This is a genomic window from Frateuria hangzhouensis, assembly GCF_026410505.1.
Taxonomy (GTDB): Bacteria; Pseudomonadota; Gammaproteobacteria; order Xanthomonadales; family Rhodanobacteraceae; genus Frateuria_A; species Frateuria_A hangzhouensis.
Genome location: NZ_JAPMIU010000010.1, coordinates 55,297 through 78,189, shown reverse-complemented (window position 1 = coordinate 78,189; position 22,893 = coordinate 55,297). Strand labels below are relative to the sequence as shown.

Below are 22,893 nucleotides of genomic sequence, written 5' to 3'. Positions count from 1 at the left end.
CCCCGACCCACTGCGAAACCCCATCACCCTCCACACGAGGTCGCCACCATGTCCCGCCCGCTCGCCATCCTCTACGGCGCCGTCGCCTACGGTCTCTTCCTGCTCACGTTCCTCTACGCCATCGGTTTCGTCAGCGGCTTCGCCGTCCCCCGCACCATCGATACCGGCACGACGGCGCCACCGGCCGCCACGCTGGCGATCGATCTGCTGTTGCTGGGACTCTTCGCCGTGCAGCACAGCGGCATGGCCCGGCCGGCGTTCAAGCGCTGGTGGACCCGGTACGTCCCCGCACCGGTCGAGCGCAGCACCTACGTTCTTCTGAGCAGCCTGGCGCTGATCCTGCTGTTCTGGCAGTGGCGCGCGCTGCCTGCGACGGTCTGGCAGGTGGATCATGAGATCGCCCGCTGGGTGCTCTACGCACTGGCCGCAGCTGGATGGCTGCTGGTGCTTTCGAGCACCTTCCTGATCAACCATTTCGACCTGTTCGGCCTGCGCCAGGTCTGGTACTACGCCCACCACCGCCGCGCCGGGTGCGACACGCCGTTTGTCACGCGCGCTTTCTACCGCCTGGTGCGGCACCCGCTGATGCTGGGATTCCTGATCGCGTTCTGGTCCACCCCGGACATGAGCCAGGGCCACCTGCTGTTCGCCGTGATGACAACCGGCTACATCCTGGTCGCGGTCAAGTTTCTCGAGGAGCGCGACCTGGTCGCCCAGTTCGGCGACACCTACCGCAGCTACCAGCGCGACGTGCCGATGCTGTTGCCGTGGCGCGCGGCGCGTGGCCGGCACAACGCGCCGACGGCGTGCCCGTTGGGGCATGCCGCGGGAACGGAGCCACGTCTGCATCGGTGATCCTGCCGGGCTGTCACGCTCTGCTTGCAGGGGCCTACTGGTGGGCAGTCCGGCGGCCGGAAAAGCATCGCCCACCAATGGGCCCCTGCAGGTCCCAGACCCGCTGGTGGGGGCTAGCCGACGACGGGCCGGACCATCACGACATCCCGCTGGGGATCGCTACCCAGGGGAAAGACGTGGTCGCCGACTTCGACGAATCCGCATTTGCGATAGAACGCGATCGCCCGCGGGTTGTGCTCCCACACGCCCAGCCAGGCCACGTCCGAGCCGCGCACCCGCATTGCCGCGAGGCAGGCGTCCATGAGTTGTCGCGCAACGCCCTGGCCGTGCCGGTCGGTGACCACGTACAGGCGCTGGATCTCGCCGGGCGCACGGGCCGCCACGCAAGCCGGCGCGTCCTCCCAGCGAAGCTGGGCAAACCCCACCAGGCGGCTTTTCTCTTCGCACAGCAGGGTAAGCCGGGCCGGGTCGGCGATCTCCCTTGCCTGGATGTCCGGGCCGTAGCTGGTGCGGCAATGATCCGCCATGTCTTCGGGCGCGTTGGTGGCGCCGAAGGTGTCCCGGAAGGTGTGTTCGGCGAACGCTGAAAGTCGCGTGGCGTCGCCGCGGTCGGCCGTTCTCAACGTAGGCAAGCAAACCTCCGACCGCCCGGGGACCATGACTGTGGAACCTGCCCGCAACGCACCCGCGGCCCGGTCCTCACTCAAGATCCACCAGAGCGCAGGTAATCAGGCGCCATCCAGCCCGCGCGCACCCGCGCGCGTTACCGGCGACCGTCACGATACGGCCGCGAACGTCGGGAGTATGTCCGAAACATGGAACTCCAACAGATCCTGTTTCTGGTCATCCTGGTGGGGGCACTGGTCCTGCTGGTGACCGAGTGGGTGCGCATCGACCTGACCGGCGTGCTGATCGTGGTGGCGCTGGCCGCCAGCGGCGTGCTGAAGCCGGCCGAGGCGTTGTCCGGGTTCTCCAGCGATCCGGCGATCCTGCTGGCGGCGATGTTCGTGCTGTCGGCGGGGCTGGCCCAGACCGGCCTGACCGCGCGGCTGGGTTCCTGGATCGGCCGCATGGCCGGCGCGAGCGTCTGGCGGGCGGTGCTGGTGATCATGCCCTGCGTGGCGCTGATGGCCGCCTTCAGCCACCACCTGATGGTGACGGCGATGATGCTGCCCGTGATCCTGGAGCTCAATCGCTCGCACAACCTGCCGGCCTCGCGGCTGATGATGCCGATGGCCTTCGCCGCGTCGCTGGGCACCACCGTGACGGTGATCGCCGCGCCGGCCTTCCTGGTCGCGCGCGATCTGCTGGAGCGCGGCGGCGCCCACGACATCGGCATCTTCTCGATCGCCCCAGCCGGCATCGTGCTCAGCCTGATCGGCACCGCCTACGTGCTGCTGTTCGGGCGCTGGCTGCTGCCCAGCCGCGCGGGCAAGGCCGGCATCGAAGACCGCTTCCGCCTCGAGCGCTACTACACCGAGCTGGTGGTGCTGGCGGACTCGCCTCACGCCGGCAAGACCATGCAGGCGTTCAGCGAAGAGCACGCCGGCCGTTTCCAGGTGGTGGACTGGCTGCGCCACGGCGACTCCCGCCGGCGGCCGTGGCGGCGCAAGCAGTTGGGCGTTGGCGACCTGCTGCTGGTGCGGGCCAGCCCGGACGAACTGGCCGAGCTGCGGAACCAGCAGGGCCTGGCCTTGAGCGCGGTCGTGCAATACGGCGAGGAGATCAAGGACGATGCGCGCGAAGGCCGGGAGGACGACGAGCGCCTGTTGCAAGCCGTCGTCGCGCCGGATTCGGAACTGGTCGGGCGGACCATCGGTACCGTGGACTTCCTGCGCCGCTACGGCGTGGTGGTGGTCGGCCTGTGGCGCAAGCACGGTTTCATTCGCAAGGAACTGTCCAAGATCCAGCTCAAAGGCGGCGACCTGGTCGTGCTCTGGGGCAACCGTGACGCGCTGGACCAGCTCGCGCACGAGCCGTCGTTCCTGCTGCTGGTGCCGTTCTCGCGCAGCGTGCGCGCCCGTCGTGGCCGCGGCTGGCTGGCCGCGATGATCATGGGGCTGAGCGTCGTGGGCGCGGCATCGGGCCTGCTGCCGGTGACGATATCGTTCATGGCCGGGGCGGCGGCGATGGTGGCAAGCGGCTGCCTGACGCTGAAGCAGGCCTACGCGTCGATGGAAATACGCATCTTCGTGTTCATCGCCGGTGCCATTCCGCTGGGCCTGGCGATGGAACAGACCGGCACCGCGACATTGTTCGCCGGGTGGCTTTCCGGCGTGGTGTCCGGCTGGTCGCCGACCTGGGTGCTGCTGGCGATGTTCCTGACCGCCGCGGTGTTCACCCAGATACTGTCCGACACCGCCACCACGATCCTGCTCGGTCCCATTGCGCTGGGCATGGCCGCGCTGCTGCATCTGTCCGCGCCGGCCATGGTCTTCAGCGTCGCCATGGGCGCGGTGGCCGCGTTTCTTACTCCGATCGGGCACCACGGCAACCTGCTGGTGTACGAGCCCGGCAACTACCGCTTCGTCGACTTCGTGCGCGTCGGCACGCCGTTGACCCTGATCCTGGGCCTGGCGCTGGCGTGGCTGGCGCCACTGATCTGGCCCGCGGAGTGACGTCGCCGCCAGCCACCGCCCCTGCAGGAGCCCACTTGTGGGCGATGCTCCTGTCCCCGCCGCCCCACGCTGGAACGCCCGCCCACCCGGCGCGCCAGCGCCCGATGCCGTCCTACTCCGCCGCCTCGGGCGCCCGGAAACTCTTGCTGTAGTAGCCGGACTGGTCGAAACAGCAAACCCGCCGCTTTCCGGAAGCCAGCATGTCGCATGCGTTATCGACGCGGCTCTGGCGGGTCTTGGCCTGTTTGGCCGATTCGACCCAGTGGATCCAGTCCAGGCGGGCGATGGTGGTGGTGTCCTCCCACACCGCCCTGGCCTCCGGAGCGGCAGCGAGGGCGTCGTGCAGGTCGGCCGGCAGTTTCGGCTCCGGCTCCTGCGCCACGGGCGCGATCTCCAGCGTCACCCTCTCGCCCACCTGCGCACCGGCGGCTTCGCGAAGCGCTTCGTCCACCTTGAGCCAGTGGCTCAACTGGCCGTCCGGCTCGAGCGTGGCCTGGAAAGGGTGGCCGTTGATGCTGGCGTCGATCGTCGTCCTGCCGCGTCGCGGCAGGATATCGCTGGCGGCCTTGGGCAGGACCAGAAAGCTCCAGCCGCCATCCTTGCCGGGCTTGGCCGGGCGATGCAGCAAGGCCTCGAACCGGTACGTTGCGGTTGTCTCATGCATGGGCGATGTCCGTAGTGGTCGGGCGCCAGGCCGCGCCGCACCGGTTGCGAAATGCGTTCCGAGCACGGTGACAGGCTCTCGGCCGACGATCCTGGCTCAGGGGCAACAAGACGGCAGGGCGAACAGGTCCGACGATGCGATCGATCGTCGGTGCGGACAGCGCGAGGGTCAAGCCGTGGTCTGCATTGGCCTGGTTTGCAGCTGGGCTAAACCAGCCAGCCGCGTGCGATGCCCTTGCGAGCGAGGATGACAAGTCCGATGCCGACCAGCAGGACGATCGTCTGCATGACGAGCGCCACGGGCCCGGCCAGACGAGCGCCGTCCACCAGCACGAAAAGGCCGAAGTCCTGGATCACGATGCCGATCAGCGACAGGGCCAGGATGACCCACGCCCACTTCCTGCGCAAAAGCAGGCCGATGCAACCGAGCACCCCGCCAAGGACCGCAAGTCCGGTTGCCGCGACGGCCCAGGCCGGCCGCGCGGCGTAAAGGGCTTGCTGGGATGCCGGCAGCCTGGCCAGGTCTTCCGCGGAGAGCCGAAGGTCCGAGACGAAGGCCAGGCAGCCGAGCAGGTTCCATAGCAGCGCGACCACGGCGACAACCTTGAACCAGACGGGTGACGTGTTCATTTCGACCTCCCCAAGTGCGAACGAGCGGGCTGGAAACCGACGGAGTCAAGCAGATCCGTGCAGCGACCGAACAAGGCGATGCGCCGTTGGCCCGGCGGTTGGTGCTATCGCGGTTCGGTGCGCTGCGGTATGACCGCCTGCACCGATATCTCCAGCATCAATTCCGGGCGGAACAAGGAATCGACCTTGACCAGGTTGGCCGCTGGCGGGTTCCTGGCAGGCAGATAGCGGGTGCGGCATTCCCGCAGATCCGAAAGGTGGCCCAGATCGGTCACGAACATGTCCGTGCGCGTGACGTTTCCAAAGGTCAGGCCGACGGCTTGCAATGCCTCACGGATGTTCCTGAATACCTGGTCGCATTGGGCCTTGAAGTCGCCTTTGCCGACGATCTCGCCTTTGCTGTCCATCGAGACTTGTCCCGACAGGGTGACAAGTCGTCCAACCGGCGCGATGACGATGTGCGAGTACCCATGGGCCGGGGGAAGAGCGGCAGGGTTGAGTGCCTGGAAGCCACGTTCCTGCCCGTGCGCGATGCCCGAAAAGCCGAACGCCACGGAGAACACGGCGAAAGCCGCGCCGATGGTCAATGTGGAAGCGCTTGTCTTTCTCATCGCGTGGCTCCTTCGGTTTGATGAGGAATAGTAAGTTCGCCCGGATGATTACAGCGGAGTGAGGTTGGCGTAGGCCGCTACCAGCCACTTGCTGCCGGCGCCTTCGAAGTTCACTTGCAGGCGCGTATGCGCGCCGCTGCCCTCGGCGCTGGTCACTACGCCCTCGCCGAAGCTCGGGTGACTGACGCGTTGGCCGAGTTTGACCGGCAGGGTTTCCTCGAGCGAGGACGTGTCGGTGTAGCGGCCGGCGTAGGCCGGACGGCTGACCTGCACGCGCGGGCGTACCTCGTCGACCAGGCTGGGCGGCATTTCGGCGAGGAAACGCGAGGGGCGGGCGAGCATCTCGGTGCCGTGCATGCGGCGCGATTCGGCGTGGGTGACGACCAGCCGCTCGCGCGCGCGGGTGATGCCGACGTAGGCCAGGCGGCGTTCTTCTTCCAGCCGGCTTTCGTCTTCGGTCGAGCGCTGGCTGGGAAACAGGCCTTCCTCCATCCCGACCAGGAACACCAGCGGGAACTCCAGGCCCTTGGCCGAATGCAGCGTCATCAGTTGCACGCAGTCGTCCCACGCCTCGCCCTGGCCCTCGCCGGCCTCGAGCGCGGCGTGGGAGAGGAAGGCGGAGAGTTCCGTGAGGCCGGCTTCGACGTCGTCCGGGGTCATGGCGAAGCGGCTGGCGACGTTGACCAGCTCGTCCAGGTTCTCCACGCGCGCCTCACCGTTGCCGCGGCTGTCCTTTTCGTAGTGGTCGCGCAGGCCGGTGTGGCTGATGGCGTGGTCGACCTGTTCGGCGATGGTGAGGTTTGGGCTCCCCTCTCCGTCCGGGAGAGGGACCGGGGGTGAGGCTTCGGTCGGAGCAGGAGCACCCGGCGTACCCGCACCCTCACCCCAACCGTTCTCCCGGGGGGAGAGGGTTTGAAAGTCGCGGGCCATCTGGTCGATCAGCGTCAGGAAGGCTTTGACGGCATTCTTGGCGCGGCCGGCCAGTTCGCGGCCATCGGCGAGTTCGCCCAGTGCAGCCTCCCACATCGACGTGTTTTCGGTGCGCGCGCGCCGGCGCAATACATCCAGCGTGCGGTCGCCGATGCCGCGCGGCGGGGTGTTCACCGCGCGCTCGAAGGCGGCGTCGTCATGCCGGTTGGCGGTCAGGCGCAGGTAGGCCAGCGCGTCCTTGATCTCGGCGCGATCGAAGAAGCGCAGGCCGCCGTAGACGCGGTAGGGGATGCTGCGCTGGCTGAGCTGTTCCTCGAAGTTGCGCGACTGGGCGTTGGAGCGGTAGAGGATCGCGCAGTCCTTCGCGTTGCCGTGCTCGTTGACGTATTCGCGGATGCGCTCGATCACGAAGCGCGCCTCGTCCTGCTCGTTGTAGGCGGCGTACAGCGCGATGCGCTCACCGTCCTCGCCCGCGGTCCACAGTTGCTTGCCCAGCCGGCCGCCGTTGCGTGCGATCACGCTGTTGGCGGCTTTGAGGATGGTCGCGGTGGAGCGGTAGTTCTGCTCCAGCTTGATCGTGCGCGCGCCGGGGAAGTCGCGCAGGAACTGCTGCATGTTCTCCACCTTGGCGCCGCGCCAGCCGTAGATCGACTGGTCGTCGTCGCCGACGGCGAACACCTTGCCGACGTTGCCGGCGAGTACGCGGATCCAGGCGTACTGCAGCGCGTTGGTGTCCTGGAACTCGTCGATCAGCAGGTGCCGCCAGCGCTGCTGGTAATGCTCCAGCACGGCCGGGTTCTTCAGCCACAGTTCGTGCGCGCGCAGCAGCAGTTCGGCGAAGTCGACCAGGCCGGCGCGGCGGCAGGCCTCCTCGTACGCCTGGTAGATCTGCACCAGCGTGCGGGTGACCGGGTGGTTGCCGTGCTCGATGGCGTCCGGGCGCTTGCCCTCGTCCTTCCAGCCGTTGATCTGCCAGGTGGCCTGGCGCGGTGGGAAGCGCGACTCGTCCAGCCCCAGCCCGGCCACCACGCGCTTGACCAGCCGCTGTTGGTCATCGGAGTCCAGGATCTGGAAGCCCTCCGGCAGGCCGGCCTCGCGCCAGTGCCGGCGCAGCAGGCGGTGGGCGATGCCGTGGAAGGTGCCGACGGTGAGGCCGGTGGTGCCGCCGGGAACCAGCTGGTCCAGCCGCGCGCGCATCTCGCCGGCGGCCTTGTTGGTGAAGGTGACCGCCAGGATCGCCCACGGCGGCACGTGCTCGACCTGGGTCAGCCAGCCGATGCGGTGGGTCAGTACGCGGGTCTTGCCGGAACCGGCGCCGGCCAGCACCAGGTAGTGGCCGGGCGGCGCGCAGACGGCTTCGCGCTGCGCGTCGTTGAGCGAGTCGATCAGGTACGAAACATCCATTCACCGATTGTAGCGGTGCCTGTCAACCGCGCCGCGCCGCGCGGACGCGGCGCGGCCGGGTTCAACCTTTCTTCACGACGCCGCCGATCACCAGCAGGCCGCCGACCACGATGCCGGCGATGCCCAGCCACTGCGGCACGGCTTTCTCGTGCGTCGCCTCAATCTTCGCGGGACCCAGTTGCGCCACGGTATCGGTCTGCTTGTAGCTGCCGTTGCCCACGGTCACCCAGATGCCGGCGACCAACAGGATGATGCCTACGATGATGAGTCCTGCACGCATGAGCCGTCTCCTCGGTGGTGTTGCGTCCCGATCATAGCGAGCTCGGCCGTGAACAAACGAAAAAAAAGCCCCGAAGGCTAGGGGGAACCTTCGGGGCCGGGGGTTGGATACGAAGCCCAGGGGAGAGGTTCGTATCCTTGGTGACCCGCTCAGGGAGGTGGGCGGGTCGGGGGATGCCGTTGCGTGCATCCGAAACCTTGGATGCGGATCAGGGAGGAAAGTTTCAAGGACGGCGTTCGCGATATCGGGAACAGGTCAGCATCTGTTCATCCGCCGCGCCCTGGCTCCCTCTCCCGCTCGGGAGAGGGCAGGGGTGAGGGGCGGGGCTCGCGGGGAGGCCCGCGCTTGTGCGCTCGTTAAAAACCGCTAACAAAAAATTTTGCAAGCCCCAGCCCCTCACCCAACCCTCTCCCCGGAGGGGAAGGGCGCCAAAGCTGCGTGCTAGTGCGCCTGCTCCCAGTTCGCCCCGACCCCGACATCCACCACCAGCGGCACAGCCAGCTCGGCGGCGCCGGACATGCGCTCGACCACCGCCTGGCGCAGGGTGTCCACGGCGTCTTCCTGCACCTCGAACACCAGTTCGTCGTGCACCTGCATCAGCATGTGCGCGTCGGTGCGCTCGGAAAGGAAGGAGCCCATCGCGATCATGGCGCGCTTGATGATGTCCGCCGCGCTGCCCTGCATCGGCGCGTTGACCGCGGCGCGCTCGGCACCGGCGCGCAGTGCCTGGTTGCGGGCCTTGAGGTTCTCCAGGTACAGCCGGCGGCCGAAGATGGTCTCGACGAAGCCGTCGCGATGGGCCTGCTCGCGGGTGGCGTCCATGAAGGCGCGCACGCCGGCGAAGCGCGAGAAGTAGCGCGCCATGTAATCGCTGGCCTCGCCGCGGTCCACGCCCAGCTGGCGGGCCAGGCCGAAGGCGCTCATGCCGTACATCAGGCCGAAGTTGATCGCCTTGGCCGCGCGTCGCTGGTTGAGCGTGATCTCCTCCGGCGCCACGCCGAACACCTCGGCCGCGGTGGCGCGGTGCACGTCGCCGCCGCTCCTGAATGCGCGCAGCAGCGCTTCGTCGCCGGACAGGTGCGCCATGATGCGCAATTCGATCTGCGAGTAGTCGGCCGCCATCACCACCCAGCCGGGCGGTGCGATGAACGCTGCGCGGATGCGCCGGCCCTCGTCGGTGCGTACCGGGATGTTCTGCAGGTTCGGATCCGACGAGGAGATCCGCCCGGTCGCCACCGCCGCCTGGTGGTAGCAGGTGTGCACGCGGCCGGTGCGCGGGTTGACCATGGAGGCCAGCTTGTCGGTATACGTGGAGCGCAGCTTGGCCAGGCCGCGGTAGTCCAGGATCAGCCGCGGCAGCGCGTGGTCGTCGGCGATCGCTTCCAGCGCCTCCTCGTTGGTGGAAGGCTGGCCCTTGGGCGTCTTCAGCTTGGCGCGCAGGCCCAGTTCGTCGAACAGGATCGCCTGCAGTTGCTTGGGCGAATCCAGGCTGAAGTCGCGTCCGGCGTGCGTGTAGGCGTGGCGCTGCAGTTCCAGCATGCGCTTGCCCAGCTCCTGGCTTTGCTTGCGCAACTCGTCGACGTCGATCAGCACGCCCTTGCGCTCCATGCCCGCAAGGATCGGCGCCAGCGGTACTTCGATCTGCTCGTACACGCGCTTGAGCGCCGGCACGGAGGCGAGCATCGGCTGCAGTGCCTGGTGCAGGCGCAGGGTGATGTCCGCGTCCTCGGCGGCGTAGCGGCAAGCGGTGTCCAGGTCGACCTGCGAGAACGGGATCTGTTTGGCGCCCTTGCCGGCCACCTCTTCGTACTTGATGGTCTGGTAGCCCAGGTAGCGGCTGGCCAGCGAATCCATGTCATGGCGCGTGGCGGTGGCGTTCCAGGCGTAGGAGGCGAGCATCGAATCGTGCGCCAGGCCCTGCACGCCGATGCCGTAATGCGACAGCACGTTGATGTCGTACTTGGCGTGCTGGCCGAGCTTGGGCCGCGCGGGGTCTTCGAAGAGCGGTTTGAGCGCGTGCAGCACCTGATCGCGGTCCAGCTGCCAGGGTGCGCCCGGGTAGTCGTGCGCGACCGGGATGTAGCACGCCTTGCCCGGTTCGATGGAGAAGGACAGGCCGATCAGTTCGGCGCGCATGGCGTCGATGCTGCTGGTCTCGGTGTCGAAGGCTATCAGCGGCGCCTCGCGCAGACGCGCGAGCCAGCGCTCGAACTGTTCGGGCGTGGTGACCAGCTCGTATTCGCCGGGCCGCGCGTCGGCGGCGGTCGGCGCGGCCTGCATCGGCGGCGCGGATGCGACCTCGGGCGCCGGCGTGGCGCCGCCGGTCTCGGCGTCCAGGTCTTTCAGCGCCGCCTTGAACTCGTAGCGGGTGAACAACTCGCGCAGCGCGGCGGTGTCGCGCTCGCGCAGGCTCAGGTCGGTGGGACCCTGCTCGAGTTCCAGGTCGGTGCGGATGGTCACCAGCTCGCGCGAGAGCGGCAGCGTGGGCAGCGCCTCGCGCAGGTAGCCGCCGATCTTGCCGCCGACCTTGTCGGCGTTGGCGATCACGCCCTCCAGCGAACCGTACTCGGCCAGCCATTTGGCCGCGGTCTTGGGTCCGCATTTGGTCACGCCCGGCACGTTGTCGATGCTGTCGCCGGTCAGGCTGAGGAAGTCGACGATGCGCCCGGGCGGCACGCCGAACTTCTCGGTGACGCCGGCGATGTCCAGCGTCACGTTGGTCATGGTGTTGACCAGCGTGACGCGCGGATCGACCAGCTGGGCCAGATCCTTGTCGCCGGTGGAGATGACCACGTCGATGCCCTGCGCCGCCGCGGCGCGGGCCAGCGTGCCGATCACGTCGTCGGCCTCCACGCCGGGCACGCACAGGATCGGAAAACCCAGCGCGCCGACGATCGCCATCATCGGTTCGACCTGCGCGCGCAGGTCATCGGGCATCGGCGGGCGGTTGGCCTTGTACTCGGGGTAGATGTCGTCGCGGAACGTACGCCCGGGCGCGTCGCAGACGAAGGCCAGGTACTCCGGCTGCGCCTTCAGCGTGGCGCGCAGCATGTTGACCACGCCGAACAGCGCGCCGGTGGGCTCGCCGCGCGCGTTGGTCAGCGGCGGCAGCGCATGGAAGGCGCGGTAAAGGTAGGAAGAGCCGTCGATCAGGATGAGCTGTGCCATCGGGCCATTCTCGCACGCGTGCCATGGCGCCGCGGTTCACCGGCCCGCGCCGGGGCCGCTGCTATGCTCGCGCGCACATCCCCGGAGCCATGCCATGAAGCTTCCCGCCGCGCTCGTCCTCGTCCCCGCGCTGCTTGCCGCGCCCGCTTTCGCCCAGTCGGCGCCGCCGCCGGCCAACGTGCCGCCGCCGCCGGGCATGAACGATCCGGGCGTGCAGGCGACCGCGCCCGCTTCGGCGCCGGTGCCGACCGCGGCGCCGGCGCAAAGCGGCACGTCGCTACTGCCGCGCAAGCCCGAACCGATCCGCTCGGGCCAGCCGATGCCCGAGGTCAGCGTGCACAAGCAGGGCGAGGACACCGTGCAGGAATACCGTCGCAACGGCCGGCTCTACATGGTGGTGATCACCCCGCCCAGCGGCATCGCGCAGACGTACATGGTCGATCCGAGCGGCCGGCTGGTGGACGACCACGGCCAGAAACCCACGCGGCCGGTGATGTACAAAGTGCTGGAGTGGGGCAAGTCCAAGCCTGCGCCGGCGGCCTCCACGGGCGACTGAGCCGGACATGGACCTGCGCCAGAGCTGGCTGCTGTTCGCGCTGGGCTCGGCGTTCTTCGCCGCGCTCACCGCGCTGTTCGGCAAGCTCGGCGTGGCGGGGATCAACTCCAACCTGGCCACCTTCATCCGCACGGTGGTGATCCTCGCGGTCACCGCCGGCATCGTGAGCCTGCGTGGCGAGTGGGCAAGGCCGGCGGGCCTGCCATGGCACAGCTGGCTGTTCCTGGTCCTCTCGGGCATCGCCACCGGCCTGTCCTGGCTGTGCTACTACCGCGCGTTGCAGCTCGGGCCGGTGAGCAAGGTCGCGCCGATCGACAAGCTCAGCGTGGCGATGGTGATCGTATTGGGACTGGTGTTCCTCGGCGAGAAGCCGAGCCTGCCGCTGCTGTTGGGCGGCGGGCTGATCGTCGCCGGCGCCATCGTCATCGCGGTGTTTTGAGGGCTGGTGGGCTGAAGCCCGCCCACAAGCCGCTAACCGTAGGGTGGGCTTCAGCCGACCGTCTTCATTCGCCAAAGCGCGTGCGTGAACCGCCTTCCTTGATTCCGGCCCAATCGGGCGGCAAGAACCCCGTGGTCACGAACCGATGAAAGGTGGACCAGGGCCAGTCCCGGACCTGGTCCACATGGCCATGCTTGACCGGGTTGTAATGAATGTAGTCGATATGGGTTCGCAGGTCGCGCTCGTCGCGGATCGCGTGCTCCCAATAGCGTCGCTGCCAGATGCCGCGCTCGCGGCGCGCAGAGCGGGCGGACGAACCACGCCCCGGTAGGTCCCGCGAAAAGCCGGCCTTCAAGTGCGCGATGCGTGTGGCGTAGTCCGCATCGGTGTGCGGCAATGTGCAAAGCAGGTGCAGGTGTTCCGGGAGCACGACCATGGCGTTCACGCGGAAAGGGCGGGCTCGTCGCGCTTCGCGAAGGGTGCTTCGTAACAGCTCGATATGCCTCGTCAGCAAGGCGCTTTCCCGGTTGGCCAGGGTCAAGGTGAAGAAAAAGGTGCCGCCCGGCTGCCATGCGCGCAAGTAATTGCTCATGGCGAACAGAATGAGCTGTCTGGTCGCAGCGCAGGATCAGGGGAGAGCGTCCGGGGAAGTAGGGTTTGGGCGGAGGTGCGGTGGGCTGAAGCCCACCCTACGCCGCCGGACCGTAGGGTGGGCTTCAGCCCACCGTGCCCCCTCAGGCCGGATCGTCCAGCTCGGGATAGTGGCGGAAGATGCCTTGTTCGTTGAACGGCAGGCGACGCGGGGACGCGAGGTAGGCGGCGATGCGCGGGCGCTGGGCGATCTCGTCGGCCAGTGCGCCCAGGCGTGGCGAGCCCTGGCGCAGGCGCCGCATGGCCCGCGGAAAGGCGTAGTCCAGCCCGGCCATCAGCTGGAACAATGACAGGTCGACGTAGGAGTGTTCGCCCAGCGCATGGCGGCCATCGGAGCGCGCGAGTACCTGCTCGAAATAGCCCAGGTACTTGGGCAGCCGGTGCTTGCGCAGGTCGGCCGCGCGCCGCTGCGCTTCCTGCCGCTGGTCCTCGTAGTACAGGCTGGCGGCAATCGGGTGATGGCTGTCGTGCACCTCGGCGACCACGTCGGCGATGGTCAACTGCAACTGGTTGGCGTAGATGCGGCGCGCCTCGCCCTCGGGCACCAGCCGCAGGTGCTGGCCCAGGTAGGCCAGGATGGCGGCGGTCTGCGCGATCAGCAGGTGGCCGGCGCGCAGGATGGGGGGCGCGAACGGCAGCGCGTCCTCGGTGCTGTCGCCGGCGAGGAAGGGATCCATCACCGCGTCGCCGCGGTTGCGGGCGACGTCTACGTAGTCGGCGCCGGCGTCTTCCAGCGCCAGCCGCACGAATTCGCCGCGCCCCGGGATGCCGGTCCAGTAGTAAAGCTCGTATTGCATGACCCTTGCCGTCGCGAGCGGTGTCCGCCCGACCCCGCAGGCTAGGCCAAGGTGTTTCCAGCGGCCGTGAACGGTGCCGTTTGTCGCGCCTGGGCGCGGTCTGGCCCGGCCGATCCGCCGTTCGTCGCAACGGGGCTGTCGGCAGCGGCCGGCCGGCGGGCAGGATCGTTGGGTCGGCCGGCATCGGCCATCGAAGGAGTTCCCCCATGGCCAAGGCACTCGTCCTCGATGCCGAGCTGTCCGCCGCGCCGCGACCTGGCCGCGTGGCGTCCGCGCCGGAGCGGCTCGACCGGCTGGCCGGATCGGCGCTCAGGAAGGCGGTCACCGGCTGGTTCGCCGTGGCGGTGCTCGGCCAGTTCGCCTTCGCCGCTTATCTGTTCGGCTTCTACGGGCGCTCGGCACTGCAGGGCGACTGGGCAGCGTGGAACGATGTCATGCCCCACGGCTACGTGCCCGGCGATGGCCCAGGCAACGCGCTGGTGGCGGTGCACCTGGCGTTCGCCGCCCTGATCATCGCCAGTGGTGCGCTGCAGTTGATGCCGTGGATACGCCGGACGTGGCCGCGCTTTCATCGCTGGAACGGCCGCGGCTACCTGTTTTCCGCGCTGTTGCTGAGCCTGGGCGGGCTGGCGATGGTGTGGGGCCGCGGCGGCGTCGGTGATCTGTCCCAGAACGTGGCGATCAGCCTGAACGCGCTGTTGATCGTATTGTTCGCCAGCCTGGCCTGGCGCGAGGCGCTGGCGCGCCGCATCGACCGGCACCGGCGCTGGGCGATCCGGCTGTTCCTGGCGGTGAGCGGGGTGTGGTTCTTCCGCATCGGGCTGACCCTGTGGATCGCGCTCAACCAGGGACCGGCCGGCTTCGATCCCGAGACCTTCACGGGCCCGGCGCTGACGGTCATCGCATTCGCCCAGTACGCGCTGCCGCTGGCGATCGCCGAACTGTACTTCCGCGCGCAGCGAAGCCGGCGGCCGGCGGCGCAGCTGGCGATGGCGGCGGGCCTGGCGGTGGCGACGCTGGCGACCGGGGCGGGCATCGCCACCGCATCGATGATGCTGTGGCTGCCGCATCTGTAGCATTCCCGCCCGCCGCGGCGATTCGTTGCTATCGTCTGCGCATGCGCACTTCGCCCACCCCTGTAGCACGGCACTGGCTCGTCCTGATGCTGGGCTGGCGCCGGCTGCTGCTCGGGTTGGGCGTGGCGGCCATGCTGGGCTTGCTGCAAAGCACCTGGTGCCCGATGCCGACGGTGCCGCTGGTCGGCCGCGCGATGATCGTGGGGCTGGCCGCTTTGATCGGTTTCGGTTTGTTCGAACGCTGGCCGGCGCGCCTGCCGCGCTGGCTCGCGCGCTGGGTACTGCAGGTGTGGGGCGTGGCGATGGCGGTGCCGCTGGCGGCGCTGGGGCTGTATCTGCTGGACGGCCCCGGTTCGGGCATGCCCTGGCTCGATCCCGACAAATGCGGATTCGTGGCGATGGCCCTGCTCGGCTTGTTGCTGGGGCCGTGGATCGCGGTCGCCGCGCTGTTTCGCCAGCGCGACGATGCGGTGCGCGCCCAGGCACTGGCCTTCGAACTGCAGCGCAGCGAACTGGAGCGCCGCGCCGCCGACGCCCGCTTGCGCCTGTTGCAGGCGCAGGTGGAGCCGCACTTCCTGTTCAATACGCTGGCCAACGTACGCGAACTGGTCGAGGCCGGCTCGCCGCAGGCCTCGCAGGTACTGGACAGCCTGATCGTCTATCTGCGCGCCGCGGTGCCGCGCCTGCAGCAGGCGGCCACCACGCTGGGGCAGGAGATGGAGCTGGTGCGGGTCTACCTGGAAGTAATGCACATGCGCATGCCCGACCGCCTGCATTTCTCGTTGCAGGCCGAGCAGGCGGCACTGGCCTTGCGCTGCCCGCCGATGACCTTGCTTACGCTGGTGGAGAACGCCGTTCGCCATGGCGTCGATCCGAGCGAGGAGGGCGGCCGGATCGAGGTGCGCGCCTGCGTGCGGGAAGGGCGCTGCCGCGCCGAAGTGGTGGATACCGGGATCGGCCTGCAGGCTTCCAGCCGGGGCTTGGGTACCGGGCTTTCGACACTTCGCGAACGCCTGCAACTGGCCTTCGGTGGCGACGCGCAAGTCACGCTGGCGGGGCTCGAGCCGCATGGCGTATGCGCCGGCGTGGATTTCCCGGCGCAGGCCGTCGTCGCATGAGGGATGATCGTCCGACCGCGCTGATCGCGGACGACGAGCCCTTGCTGCGCGCATCGCTGGTACGCCTGTTAGCGCAGGCCTGGCCGCAGCTGGAGGTAGTGGCGCAGGCGCGCAACGGCCGCGAGGCCGTGGCCGCGTTCGAGGCGCAGCAGCCGGACATCTGCTTCCTCGACGTGCACATGCCCGGGCTGTCCGGCGTGGAGGCGGCCCGCCAGATCGGCGACCGTGCGCACCTGGTGTTCGTCACCGCCCACCGCCAGTACGCCGTGGAGGCGTTCGAGCAGGGCGCGCTCGACTATCTGGTCAAGCCGGTCGAGGCGGTACGCCTGGACGCCACGGTGGCACGCCTGCGCGAACGGTTGCGCACGGCGCAGCCGGCGTCCAACACCGAGGCCCTGCTGGAGCAGCTGGCCGCGCGTCTGCTCAAGCCGGAGGCGGCCGGTCCGCTGCGCTGGATCCGGGCGTCGGTAGGGCAGGCACTGCGGCTGATTCCGGTTGAGCAGATCGACTACCTGCGTGCCGAGGAAAAATACACGCGGATCGCCTGGCGCGACGAGTCTGGCAAGCCGGGCGAGGCGCTGATCCGCACGCCGCTGAAGGAACTGGCGGCTCAGCTGGACGGCGGGCAGTTCATGCAGGTGCACCGCGCGGCGCTGGTGAACCTGCACGCGGTGAGCCACGTCACGCGCGGTGCCAATGAAACGGCGCAGGTGCACCTGAAAGGCCGCACCGAGGTGTTGCCGGTCAGCCGCAGCTATCTGCATTTGTTCCGGCAGATGTGAGGGGCGCCGCTCTGAAGCCTTCTCCCCTTCAGGGAGAGGGTTTGGGTGAGGGACGGGGCTGCGGGGAGGGGTCCTGGGAACAGGGCTCCCCCCCTCTCCCCAGCCATCTTTCCGGCGTCGCTGGGGAAGAGGGAGCTGGGCTTTTGGCAAGCCTGGACGGCCGGCATCAATGCCGGAAATGGCGCATGCCGGTAAACACCATCGCCAGGTCGTGCTCGTCGGCGGCGGCGATCACTTCGGCGTCGCGCATCGACCCGCCCGGCTGGATCACGGCGGCGATACCCGCCTCGGCGGCCGCATCGATGCCGTCGCGGAAGGGAAAGAACGCATCGCTCGCCATGACCGAGCCGCGTACTTCCAGCTTCTCGTCGGCCGCCTTGATGCCGGCAATCTTCGCGCTGTACACGCGGCTCATCTGGCCGGCGCCGACGCCGATGGTCTGGCGGTCCTTCGCATAGACGATGGCATTGGACTTGACGAACTTGGCCACCTTCCAGGCGAAGATCAGGTCGTCGATCTGCGCCGGCGTGGGGGCACGTTTGGTCACTACCTTGAGGTCGGTCGCGCTGATCATGCCGGTGTCGGCGCTCTGCAGCAGCAGACCCGAGCCCACGCGCTTGGAGTGCATGCCCGGATGGGCGGCGCGCAGGTCGCCGTCCGCCGGCGCGGGGATCACCAGCACGCGCACGTTGGCCTTCTTCGCGAACGCCGCGAGCGCGTCGTCGGCGTAGCCGGGCGCCAGTACCACCTCGACGAACTGGCGCTCGACAATGGCGCGCGCGGTGACACCATCGACCTCGCGGTTGAACGCGATGATGCCACCGAAGGCGGAGGTGGGGTCGGTCTGGAAGGCCAGGTCATAGGCCTTGGCCGTCCCCTCCAGGCTCACCGCCACGCCGCACGGGTTGGCGTGCTTGACGATCACGCAGGCCGGCTTGACGAAGCTGCGTACGCATTCCCACGCCGCGTCGGCGTCGGCGATGTTGTTGAACGACAGCTCCTTGCCCTGCAGCTGGCGGAATGCCGCCAGCGTGCCCGGCGCCGGGAACATGTCGCGGTAGAACGCCGCGCCCTGGTGCGGATTCTCGCCGTAGCGCAGGTCCATCAGCTTGACGAAGCGGCTGTTGACCTGGCCCGGAAAGGCCTCGTGACCGGCAATGGCGTCATGCGCTTCGTTGAGTTTCAGGCCCGACAGGTAATCGCTGATCGCGCCGTCGTAGTCGGACACGCGGTTGAACGCGGCCACCGCCAGCTTGAATCGGGTGGCGCGCGAAAGGCCGCCCTCGCGCTCGATCGCGGCGAGTGTTTCTTCGTACTGCTCCGGCGAGGTCAACACCGCTACGTCCGCCCAGTTCTTCGCCGCCGAGCGCAGCATCGCCGGGCCGCCGATGTCGATGTTCTCGATCGCCTGTTCCAGCGTGCAGTCGGGCCGGGCCACGGTCTGCTCGAACGGGTAGAGGTTGAGCACCAGCAGATCGATCGGGGCGATGCCCAGCCCGGCCATCACCGCGTCGTCGGTGCCGCGCCGGCCGAGCAGGCCGCCATGCACCTTCGGATGCAGCGTCTTGACGCGGCCATCCATGATTTCCGGGAAGCCGGTGGCGTCGCTGACGTCGGTCACCGCGATGCCCGCCTCGCGCAGGGCTTTCGCGCTGCCGCCGGTGGACAGCAGTTCCACGCCGCTGGCGGCGAGGCGGCGGCCCAGGTCGATCAGCCCGGTCTTGTCGGAGACGCTGAGCAGGGCGCGGCGGATCGGGGTGACGGCGGGCATGGCGGCTTCCAGGGTGGGGGAAGCCGGCGATTATAACGCGGGCAGGCTGGGTTGTCGTTTGGACGTCCAGGCGTCCAAATGCAGTGTACGTGCCCTTCCTAGGAGCCCGCTTGTGGGCGATGCCCTTCGTGCGCGTTCCCCCATAAAGCATCGCCCACAATTGGGCTCCTACAAGGGCGCGGTCGAAAAAGGGGGCTACAGCAGGCCGTGTGCGGCCAGCTTCTTGCGCAGCGTGGCGCGGTTGATGCCGAGCGCGGCGGCGGCGCGGCTCTGGTTGCCGTCGTGGAACGCCAGTACCTCGCGCAGCAGCGGGCCTTCGACTTCGCGGATCACCAGCGCATGCAGGCCTTCGGCGCACTCGGTGTCGCCGATGTCGGCCAGGTAGCGGCGCACGGTACGGCTGACGCACTCGCCCAGCGCGCTCTGCGACGACTGGGTCTCCCGGACGGCCTCGGCAGCAGGCAATCGGACGGCGTTCACAGGCAGTACCTCACGAGCGATGCGGCGGCTGCGTGGGCCGCTGCAAGAGTTTATGGCGGATCCGCGCCGGCAGCGGCGCGCCTGGCATGCGACGGCGCATGCGCGAGAGGGCGAGTGTACCGGCGCGCGCCGATAAATTTAAGTGCTGGCGTCGGCGGCGGGTCTTTTCATTCGAAACCGAATTCGAACGCCACCGCGCGCGTGCCGGGGTCGGCCACCTCGATCAGCAACGCCGCGCTCGCGCCGGGCGCCAGGCCTGCGCGCAGTGCCGCGTTGTCATCGAGGTAGTCGGTCGGATGCAGCCGGCGCATCGCCACGCGGTGGCCGTCGGCATCGGACAGGATCATCGTGACCACCGGATAAGGCTGCGCGAAGGGTGCGTCGTTGCGGACGGTGGCGCTGATCATCAAGGCGCCGGGCACGCTGGGATGCGCCTGCACGTCGCGCGCGACCAGGTGCAGCCGGTGCACGTCGCGCACCAGCGGCAGCTTGCAGCCGAGCGAGGCGCAGGCCTGGCGCAACCAGGTACCGATGGCCGGATCGGCGACCAGCAGGTCGCGCTTGGCCCAGGCGACCTGTGCCGCCAGCAGCAGCGTCAGCAGCGCGCAGGTCAGCACCCAGGGCCACCGCCGCGCGCGTTGGCGCGGCGCGCGCCGCTCGTGCGCGAAGCGTGGGGTAAAGGCCGGCGCGGCGGGCGGCGGTTCGGCCGCGACCGGCACGTCCTCGCGCGGTCGGTAGATCGCCAGTTCGAGCCTGGGGGCTTCCTCCGAGCGCCTGTTTTCCGCCAGCAGCCGGAACGGTTCGGGCGGCAACTGGTCGGCCAGCGTGTCCAGTGCGTCGAACAGGGTTTCGCAGTTGCCGCAGATCACGCCCCCACGCGCCTGCGCCAGCGCGCTCGCGTCGAGCGAGAAGACGGTGCGGCAGTCGGGGCATTGGGCGTACATGCGCGCAAGAGTAAATGGTAAGCCGGCGTTTGTCGGGACCGGTCGTGTGCGCCGGTGCACGGTGCGGCGCCGGATCCCGTCCTTTCCCGGAAGCGGGAGAGGAGGCCTGTCGACTGGGGTGCTTTTTGAAGGAGCGCACCTGTGCGCGACCGCCCTGCATCGCGGTCGCGCACAGGTGCGCCGCTACCGGAGGCTTCGGCTCAGCGGCGGTGCCCGCTGATGCGGACCCAGTCCTCGCGCGTATCCACGCGCAGCTCGTCGAACCATTCGCCGTAGCGCGCCAGCAGTTCGTCCTGCTGGCCGGCCAGGATGCCGGAGATGGCGAATGGCGCACCCGGTTTGCAGGCAGCGGCGAAGGTGGGCGCCAGTTCGCCCAGCGGCCCGGCCAGGATGTTGGCGACGAACACGTCGGCCGGCGCGTGCGGTTCCTCGCCGGGCAGGTACACAGAGAGGCGGTCGGCCACGCCGTTGCGTTCGGCGTTGTCGGCCGAGGCGGTCAGCGCCTGCGGATCGTTGTCCACGCCGACCGCGCCCGGCGCGCCCAGCTTGAGTGCGGCGATGGCCAGGATGCCCGAACCGCAGCCGTAGTCGACCACCTGCTTTCCGGCCAGATCCAGGCCATCGAGCCATTCCAGGCACAGCGCGGTGGTCGGGTGGGTGCCGCTGCCGAAGGCCAGGCCCGGATCCAGTCGCACCACCACCAGGTCCTCGTCGGCGGGTGGCTCGATGTTCCACGGATAGATCCACAGCCGCCGGCCGAACGGCATCGGCCTGAACTGGTCCATCCAGGCGCGCTCCCAGTCCTCGTCGGCGACCTCGCGGAAGGCGAGCTGATCGGGTTCGAGCCACGGCAGCAGTTCGCCCAGCGCCTCGACCAGGCCGCGGCGGTCGGTGCCGGCGTCGAACAGCGCGTCCAGAGTGAGCGTGGGCCACAGCGGCAACTCACCGACGCCAGGCTCGAAGATCGCCTGTTCGTCGGGCGTTTCGGCCTCGGCGTCGCGCAGCGTGATGGAGAGGGCGCCCAGGTCATCGAGGGCTTCCTCCACGCGCGGCTGCTGCTCGGCGCGGAGGGTGAGGGCGAGTTCGAGGAAGGGCATGGGATGGTCTGTGTACTGCGCTTGTTGATCACCGCAGGAGCGCACCCTGTGCGCGACCGTGAGCACGGCGGTCGCGCACAGGGTGCGCTCCTACAGGGGCTGCTGCCGGTCGGACTATTCGCCGCCGGCCTTCTGTTCCTTCTGCTCGGCCATGCGCTTTTCCAGGTAATGGATGTTCTGGCCGCCGTGCTGGAAGCCGGCGTCGGCCATGATGCGTTGCTGCAGCGGGATGTTGCACTTGACGCCTTCGATGACGGTCTCGGCCAGCGCCAGGCGCATGCGGCAGATCGCGGTCTCGCGGTCGGGGCCGTAGACGATCAGCTTGCCGATCATCGAGTCGTAGTTGGGCGGGATGCGGTAGCCGTCGTACAGGTGGGTGTCCACGCGCACGCCCGGGCCGCCCGGCGCCTCGAAGCGCTTGACCGTGCCGGGGCTGGGCATGAAGGTGTCCGGATCCTCGGCGTTGATGCGGCATTCGATGGCGTGGCCGCGGATCTGGATGTCTTCCTGCTTGATCGAGAGCTTCTCGCCGCCGGCGATCAGCAACTGTTCGCGCACCAGGTCCACGCCGGTGATGAACTCGGTCACCGGGTGCTCCACCTGGATGCGGGTGTTCATCTCGATGAAATAGAAGCGGCCGTTCTCGAACAGGAACTCGAACGTGCCGGCGCCGCGGTAGCCGATGCGGATGCAGGCCTCCACGCACACCTTGCCGATCTGTGCACGCTGCTCGGGCGTGATGCCTGGCGCTGGCGCTTCCTCGACCACCTTCTGGTGGCGCCGCTGCATGGAGCAGTCGCGCTCGCCCAGGTGGATCGCGTTGCCCTGGCCGTCGGCCAGCACCTGGATCTCCACGTGGCGCGGGTTCTCCAGGAATTTCTCCATGTACACCATGTCGTTGCCGAAGGCCGCCTTGGCCTCGGACTTGGTCATGGTGACGGCGTTGGCCAGGTGCGCCTCGGTGCGCACCACGCGCATGCCGCGGCCACCGCCGCCACCGGCGGCCTTGATGATCACCGGATAGCCGATCTCGCGGGCGATGCGCATGTTCTCGTCGGTGTTGTCGCCCAGCGGACCACCGGAGCCCGGCACACACGGCACGCCGGCAGCCTGCATCGCCTTGATCGCCTCGACCTTGTCGCCCATCAGGCGGATCACGTCGGCGGTCGGGCCGACGAAGATGAAGCCGGACTGCTCGACCTGCTCGGCGAAGTCCGCGCGCTCGGAGAGGAAGCCGTAGCCGGGGTGGATCGCCTGCGCGTCGGTGATTTCCGCCGCGGCGATGATGCGCGGGATGTTGAGGTAGCTGTCGACCGATGGCGCCGGGCCGATGCAGATCGCCTCGTCCGCCAGGCCCACGTGCTTGAGGTTGCGGTCGGCGGTGGAGTGCACCGCGACCGTCTTGATGCCAAGGCTGTGGCACGCGCGCAGCACGCGCAGCGCGATCTCACCGCGGTTGGCAATAACGACTTTTTCTAGCATCGGTAATGTCCCGCCGGATCAGGCAATCACGAACATCGGCTGGTCGAATTCGACCGGCTGGCCGTTTTCGACCACGATCGCCTGCACGGTGCCGGCGACGTCGGCTTCGATCTGGTTGAACATCTTCATCGCCTCGATGATGCCCAGCGTCTCGCCGGCCTTGACCTGCTGGCCGACCTTGACGAAGGCGGCCGCGCCCGGTGTGGCCGAGGCGTAGAAGGTGCCGACCATCGGTGCCTTGACCACGTGGCCCTCAGGCAGGGCGTTGGCGGGCGGGGTGGTATCGATCGCCGGCGCGGCGGCGGCGACGGGGGCCGGGGCCGGGGCTGCCTGCAGCGCGACCGGCGCGGCCACGGCCATGCCACCGGTGGGCACGCGCGACAGGCGCACCACTTCCTCGCCTTCCTTGATTTCCAGTTCCGCGAGGTTGGATTCCTCGAGCAGGTCGATCAGCTTCTTGATCTTGCGCAGATCCATGGGAGTGCCTTTGTTTCAGGGGCCGCCGCGGCGGCCAGGGTTCAAGGGGAATGCGTGCAAACGG

The 22,893-nt window shown here is 68.6% G+C and carries 22 protein-coding genes; 7 read left to right on the top strand and 15 right to left on the bottom strand.

Going from position 1 to position 22,893, the window contains the following annotated elements; translation table 11 throughout:
- Nucleotides 1-48: 48 nt before the first annotated feature.
- Nucleotides 49-855, top strand: a complete 807-nt coding sequence (gene mddA / locus OSC30_RS12040; RefSeq protein ID WP_267172095.1) for a methanethiol S-methyltransferase — start codon at nucleotides 49-51, stop codon at nucleotides 853-855.
- A 113-nt stretch (nucleotides 856-968) separates the two neighbouring features.
- Here mddA and OSC30_RS12035 read toward each other — a convergent pair whose 3' ends face one another.
- Entirely contained in the window at nucleotides 969-1,487 is a 519-nt protein-coding gene (locus OSC30_RS12035) for a GNAT family N-acetyltransferase (RefSeq protein WP_267172094.1), read from the bottom strand.
- Nucleotides 1,488-1,670: 183 nt separating this feature from the next.
- Between OSC30_RS12035 and OSC30_RS12030 the strand changes: the two genes are divergently transcribed.
- Nucleotides 1,671-3,473 carry an SLC13 family permease gene (locus OSC30_RS12030; RefSeq protein ID WP_267172093.1) on the top strand — a complete coding sequence of 601 codons (1,803 nt, stop codon included), beginning with the start codon at nucleotides 1,671-1,673 and terminating at the stop codon, nucleotides 3,471-3,473.
- Between the two features lie 112 nt (nucleotides 3,474-3,585).
- On the opposite strand, the gene OSC30_RS12025 is transcribed toward OSC30_RS12030, so the two are convergent.
- The 6 genes from OSC30_RS12025 to polA form a co-directional block, all read right to left on the bottom strand.
- On the bottom strand, nucleotides 3,586-4,137 hold the full coding sequence (locus OSC30_RS12025; RefSeq protein WP_267172092.1) for a YdeI/OmpD-associated family protein: 552 nt from the start codon (nucleotides 4,135-4,137) through the stop codon (nucleotides 3,586-3,588).
- A 206-nt stretch (nucleotides 4,138-4,343) separates the two neighbouring features.
- Nucleotides 4,344-4,766 (bottom strand): hypothetical protein, encoded by a 423-nt coding sequence (locus OSC30_RS12020; RefSeq protein ID WP_267172091.1) that lies wholly within the window; start codon nucleotides 4,764-4,766, stop codon nucleotides 4,344-4,346.
- 104 nt (nucleotides 4,767-4,870) lie between these two features.
- Complete coding sequence (locus OSC30_RS12015; protein WP_267172090.1) at nucleotides 4,871-5,377, bottom strand: RidA family protein; 507 nt, start codon at nucleotides 5,375-5,377, stop codon at nucleotides 4,871-4,873.
- A 48-nt stretch (nucleotides 5,378-5,425) separates the two neighbouring features.
- Nucleotides 5,426-7,711, bottom strand: a complete 2,286-nt coding sequence (locus OSC30_RS12010; protein WP_267172089.1) for a DNA helicase II — start codon at nucleotides 7,709-7,711, stop codon at nucleotides 5,426-5,428.
- 61 nt (nucleotides 7,712-7,772) lie between these two features.
- A complete protein-coding gene (locus OSC30_RS12005; protein WP_267172088.1) occupies nucleotides 7,773-7,991 on the bottom strand; it encodes a hypothetical protein in 219 nt (72 codons plus the stop codon).
- A 441-nt stretch (nucleotides 7,992-8,432) separates the two neighbouring features.
- Nucleotides 8,433-11,159, bottom strand: coding sequence for a DNA polymerase I (gene polA / locus OSC30_RS12000; protein WP_267172087.1), 2,727 nt, complete (start codon nucleotides 11,157-11,159; stop codon nucleotides 8,433-8,435).
- 94 nt (nucleotides 11,160-11,253) lie between these two features.
- On the opposite strand from polA, the gene OSC30_RS11995 reads away from it, so the two are divergent.
- Together OSC30_RS11995 and OSC30_RS11990 are read left to right on the top strand one after the other, a co-directional pair.
- Nucleotides 11,254-11,715 carry a DUF2782 domain-containing protein gene (locus tag OSC30_RS11995; protein WP_267172086.1) on the top strand — a complete coding sequence of 154 codons (462 nt, stop codon included), beginning with the start codon at nucleotides 11,254-11,256 and terminating at the stop codon, nucleotides 11,713-11,715.
- A gap of 7 nt (nucleotides 11,716-11,722) precedes the next feature.
- Nucleotides 11,723-12,154, top strand: a complete 432-nt coding sequence (locus OSC30_RS11990; protein ID WP_267172085.1) for an EamA family transporter — start codon at nucleotides 11,723-11,725, stop codon at nucleotides 12,152-12,154.
- A gap of 64 nt (nucleotides 12,155-12,218) precedes the next feature.
- Here the strand turns inward: OSC30_RS11990 and OSC30_RS11985 are convergent, their stop codons facing one another.
- Nucleotides 12,219-12,746, bottom strand: coding sequence for an REP-associated tyrosine transposase (locus OSC30_RS11985; RefSeq protein ID WP_267172084.1), 528 nt, complete (start codon nucleotides 12,744-12,746; stop codon nucleotides 12,219-12,221).
- A 142-nt stretch (nucleotides 12,747-12,888) separates the two neighbouring features.
- Nucleotides 12,889-13,602, bottom strand: coding sequence for a glutathione S-transferase (locus OSC30_RS11980; RefSeq protein ID WP_267172083.1), 714 nt, complete (start codon nucleotides 13,600-13,602; stop codon nucleotides 12,889-12,891).
- A gap of 206 nt (nucleotides 13,603-13,808) precedes the next feature.
- Between OSC30_RS11980 and OSC30_RS11975 the strand changes: the two genes are divergently transcribed.
- From OSC30_RS11975 to OSC30_RS11965, 3 genes are read left to right on the top strand one after another with little or no spacing between them, the layout of a single operon-like run.
- A complete protein-coding gene (locus OSC30_RS11975) occupies nucleotides 13,809-14,678 on the top strand; it encodes a DUF2306 domain-containing protein (protein WP_267172082.1) in 870 nt (289 codons plus the stop codon).
- Nucleotides 14,679-14,719: 41 nt separating this feature from the next.
- Nucleotides 14,720-15,796 (top strand): sensor histidine kinase, encoded by a 1,077-nt coding sequence (locus OSC30_RS11970; protein ID WP_267172081.1) that lies wholly within the window; start codon nucleotides 14,720-14,722, stop codon nucleotides 15,794-15,796.
- On the top strand, nucleotides 15,793-16,578 hold the full coding sequence (locus OSC30_RS11965) for a LytR/AlgR family response regulator transcription factor (RefSeq protein WP_267172080.1): 786 nt from the start codon (nucleotides 15,793-15,795) through the stop codon (nucleotides 16,576-16,578). Before OSC30_RS11970 ends, OSC30_RS11965 begins: the two co-directional genes overlap by 4 nt.
- Nucleotides 16,579-16,744: 166 nt before the next feature.
- Here the strand turns inward: OSC30_RS11965 and purH are convergent, their stop codons facing one another.
- From purH to accB, 6 genes are all read right to left on the bottom strand, one after another.
- The gene (purH, locus tag OSC30_RS11960) at nucleotides 16,745-18,349 is read right to left on the bottom strand and encodes a bifunctional phosphoribosylaminoimidazolecarboxamide formyltransferase/IMP cyclohydrolase (protein WP_267172079.1); all 1,605 of its coding nucleotides are present in this window, start codon (nucleotides 18,347-18,349) and stop codon (nucleotides 16,745-16,747) included.
- 195 nt (nucleotides 18,350-18,544) lie between these two features.
- Complete coding sequence (locus OSC30_RS11955) at nucleotides 18,545-18,835, bottom strand: helix-turn-helix domain-containing protein (RefSeq protein WP_267172156.1); 291 nt, start codon at nucleotides 18,833-18,835, stop codon at nucleotides 18,545-18,547.
- Between the two features lie 161 nt (nucleotides 18,836-18,996).
- Nucleotides 18,997-19,773 (bottom strand): zinc-ribbon and DUF3426 domain-containing protein, encoded by a 777-nt coding sequence (locus OSC30_RS11950; RefSeq protein ID WP_267172078.1) that lies wholly within the window; start codon nucleotides 19,771-19,773, stop codon nucleotides 18,997-18,999.
- Nucleotides 19,774-19,973: 200 nt separating this feature from the next.
- Nucleotides 19,974-20,870, bottom strand: coding sequence for a 50S ribosomal protein L11 methyltransferase (gene prmA / locus OSC30_RS11945; protein ID WP_267172077.1), 897 nt, complete (start codon nucleotides 20,868-20,870; stop codon nucleotides 19,974-19,976).
- 114 nt (nucleotides 20,871-20,984) lie between these two features.
- Nucleotides 20,985-22,352, bottom strand: coding sequence for an acetyl-CoA carboxylase biotin carboxylase subunit (gene accC / locus OSC30_RS11940; protein ID WP_267172076.1), 1,368 nt, complete (start codon nucleotides 22,350-22,352; stop codon nucleotides 20,985-20,987).
- Nucleotides 22,353-22,370: 18 nt separating this feature from the next.
- Entirely contained in the window at nucleotides 22,371-22,829 is a 459-nt protein-coding gene (gene accB, locus OSC30_RS11935) for an acetyl-CoA carboxylase biotin carboxyl carrier protein (RefSeq protein ID WP_267172075.1), read from the bottom strand.
- Nucleotides 22,830-22,893: the final 64 nt, after the last annotated feature.

Excerpts from the sequence above, each read along its gene's own strand:
- mddA (WP_267172095.1), top strand. The coding sequence starts at position 49 with ATGTCCCGCCCGCTCGCCATCCTCTACGGCGCCGTCGCCTACGGTCTC.
- OSC30_RS12030 (WP_267172093.1), top strand. The coding sequence starts at position 1,671 with ATGGAACTCCAACAGATCCTGTTTCTGGTCATCCTGGTGGGGGCACTG.
- OSC30_RS12025 (WP_267172092.1), bottom strand. The coding sequence starts at position 4,137 with ATGCATGAGACAACCGCAACGTACCGGTTCGAGGCCTTGCTGCATCGC.
- OSC30_RS12020 (WP_267172091.1), bottom strand. The coding sequence starts at position 4,766 with ATGAACACGTCACCCGTCTGGTTCAAGGTTGTCGCCGTGGTCGCGCTG.
- OSC30_RS12015 (WP_267172090.1), bottom strand. The coding sequence starts at position 5,377 with ATGAGAAAGACAAGCGCTTCCACATTGACCATCGGCGCGGCTTTCGCC.
- OSC30_RS12010 (WP_267172089.1), bottom strand. The coding sequence starts at position 7,711 with ATGGATGTTTCGTACCTGATCGACTCGCTCAACGACGCGCAGCGCGAA.
- OSC30_RS12005 (WP_267172088.1), bottom strand. The coding sequence starts at position 7,991 with ATGCGTGCAGGACTCATCATCGTAGGCATCATCCTGTTGGTCGCCGGC.
- polA (WP_267172087.1), bottom strand. The coding sequence starts at position 11,159 with ATGGCACAGCTCATCCTGATCGACGGCTCTTCCTACCTTTACCGCGCC.
- OSC30_RS11995 (WP_267172086.1), top strand. The coding sequence starts at position 11,254 with ATGAAGCTTCCCGCCGCGCTCGTCCTCGTCCCCGCGCTGCTTGCCGCG.
- OSC30_RS11990 (WP_267172085.1), top strand. The coding sequence starts at position 11,723 with ATGGACCTGCGCCAGAGCTGGCTGCTGTTCGCGCTGGGCTCGGCGTTC.
- OSC30_RS11985 (WP_267172084.1), bottom strand. The coding sequence starts at position 12,746 with ATGAGCAATTACTTGCGCGCATGGCAGCCGGGCGGCACCTTTTTCTTC.
- OSC30_RS11980 (WP_267172083.1), bottom strand. The coding sequence starts at position 13,602 with ATGCAATACGAGCTTTACTACTGGACCGGCATCCCGGGGCGCGGCGAA.
- OSC30_RS11975 (WP_267172082.1), top strand. The coding sequence starts at position 13,809 with ATGGCCAAGGCACTCGTCCTCGATGCCGAGCTGTCCGCCGCGCCGCGA.
- OSC30_RS11970 (WP_267172081.1), top strand. The coding sequence starts at position 14,720 with ATGCGCACTTCGCCCACCCCTGTAGCACGGCACTGGCTCGTCCTGATG.
- OSC30_RS11965 (WP_267172080.1), top strand. The coding sequence starts at position 15,793 with ATGAGGGATGATCGTCCGACCGCGCTGATCGCGGACGACGAGCCCTTG.
- purH (WP_267172079.1), bottom strand. The coding sequence starts at position 18,349 with ATGCCCGCCGTCACCCCGATCCGCCGCGCCCTGCTCAGCGTCTCCGAC.
- OSC30_RS11950 (WP_267172078.1), bottom strand. The coding sequence starts at position 19,773 with ATGTACGCCCAATGCCCCGACTGCCGCACCGTCTTCTCGCTCGACGCG.
- prmA (WP_267172077.1), bottom strand. The coding sequence starts at position 20,870 with ATGCCCTTCCTCGAACTCGCCCTCACCCTCCGCGCCGAGCAGCAGCCG.
- accC (WP_267172076.1), bottom strand. The coding sequence starts at position 22,352 with ATGCTAGAAAAAGTCGTTATTGCCAACCGCGGTGAGATCGCGCTGCGC.
- accB (WP_267172075.1), bottom strand. The coding sequence starts at position 22,829 with ATGGATCTGCGCAAGATCAAGAAGCTGATCGACCTGCTCGAGGAATCC.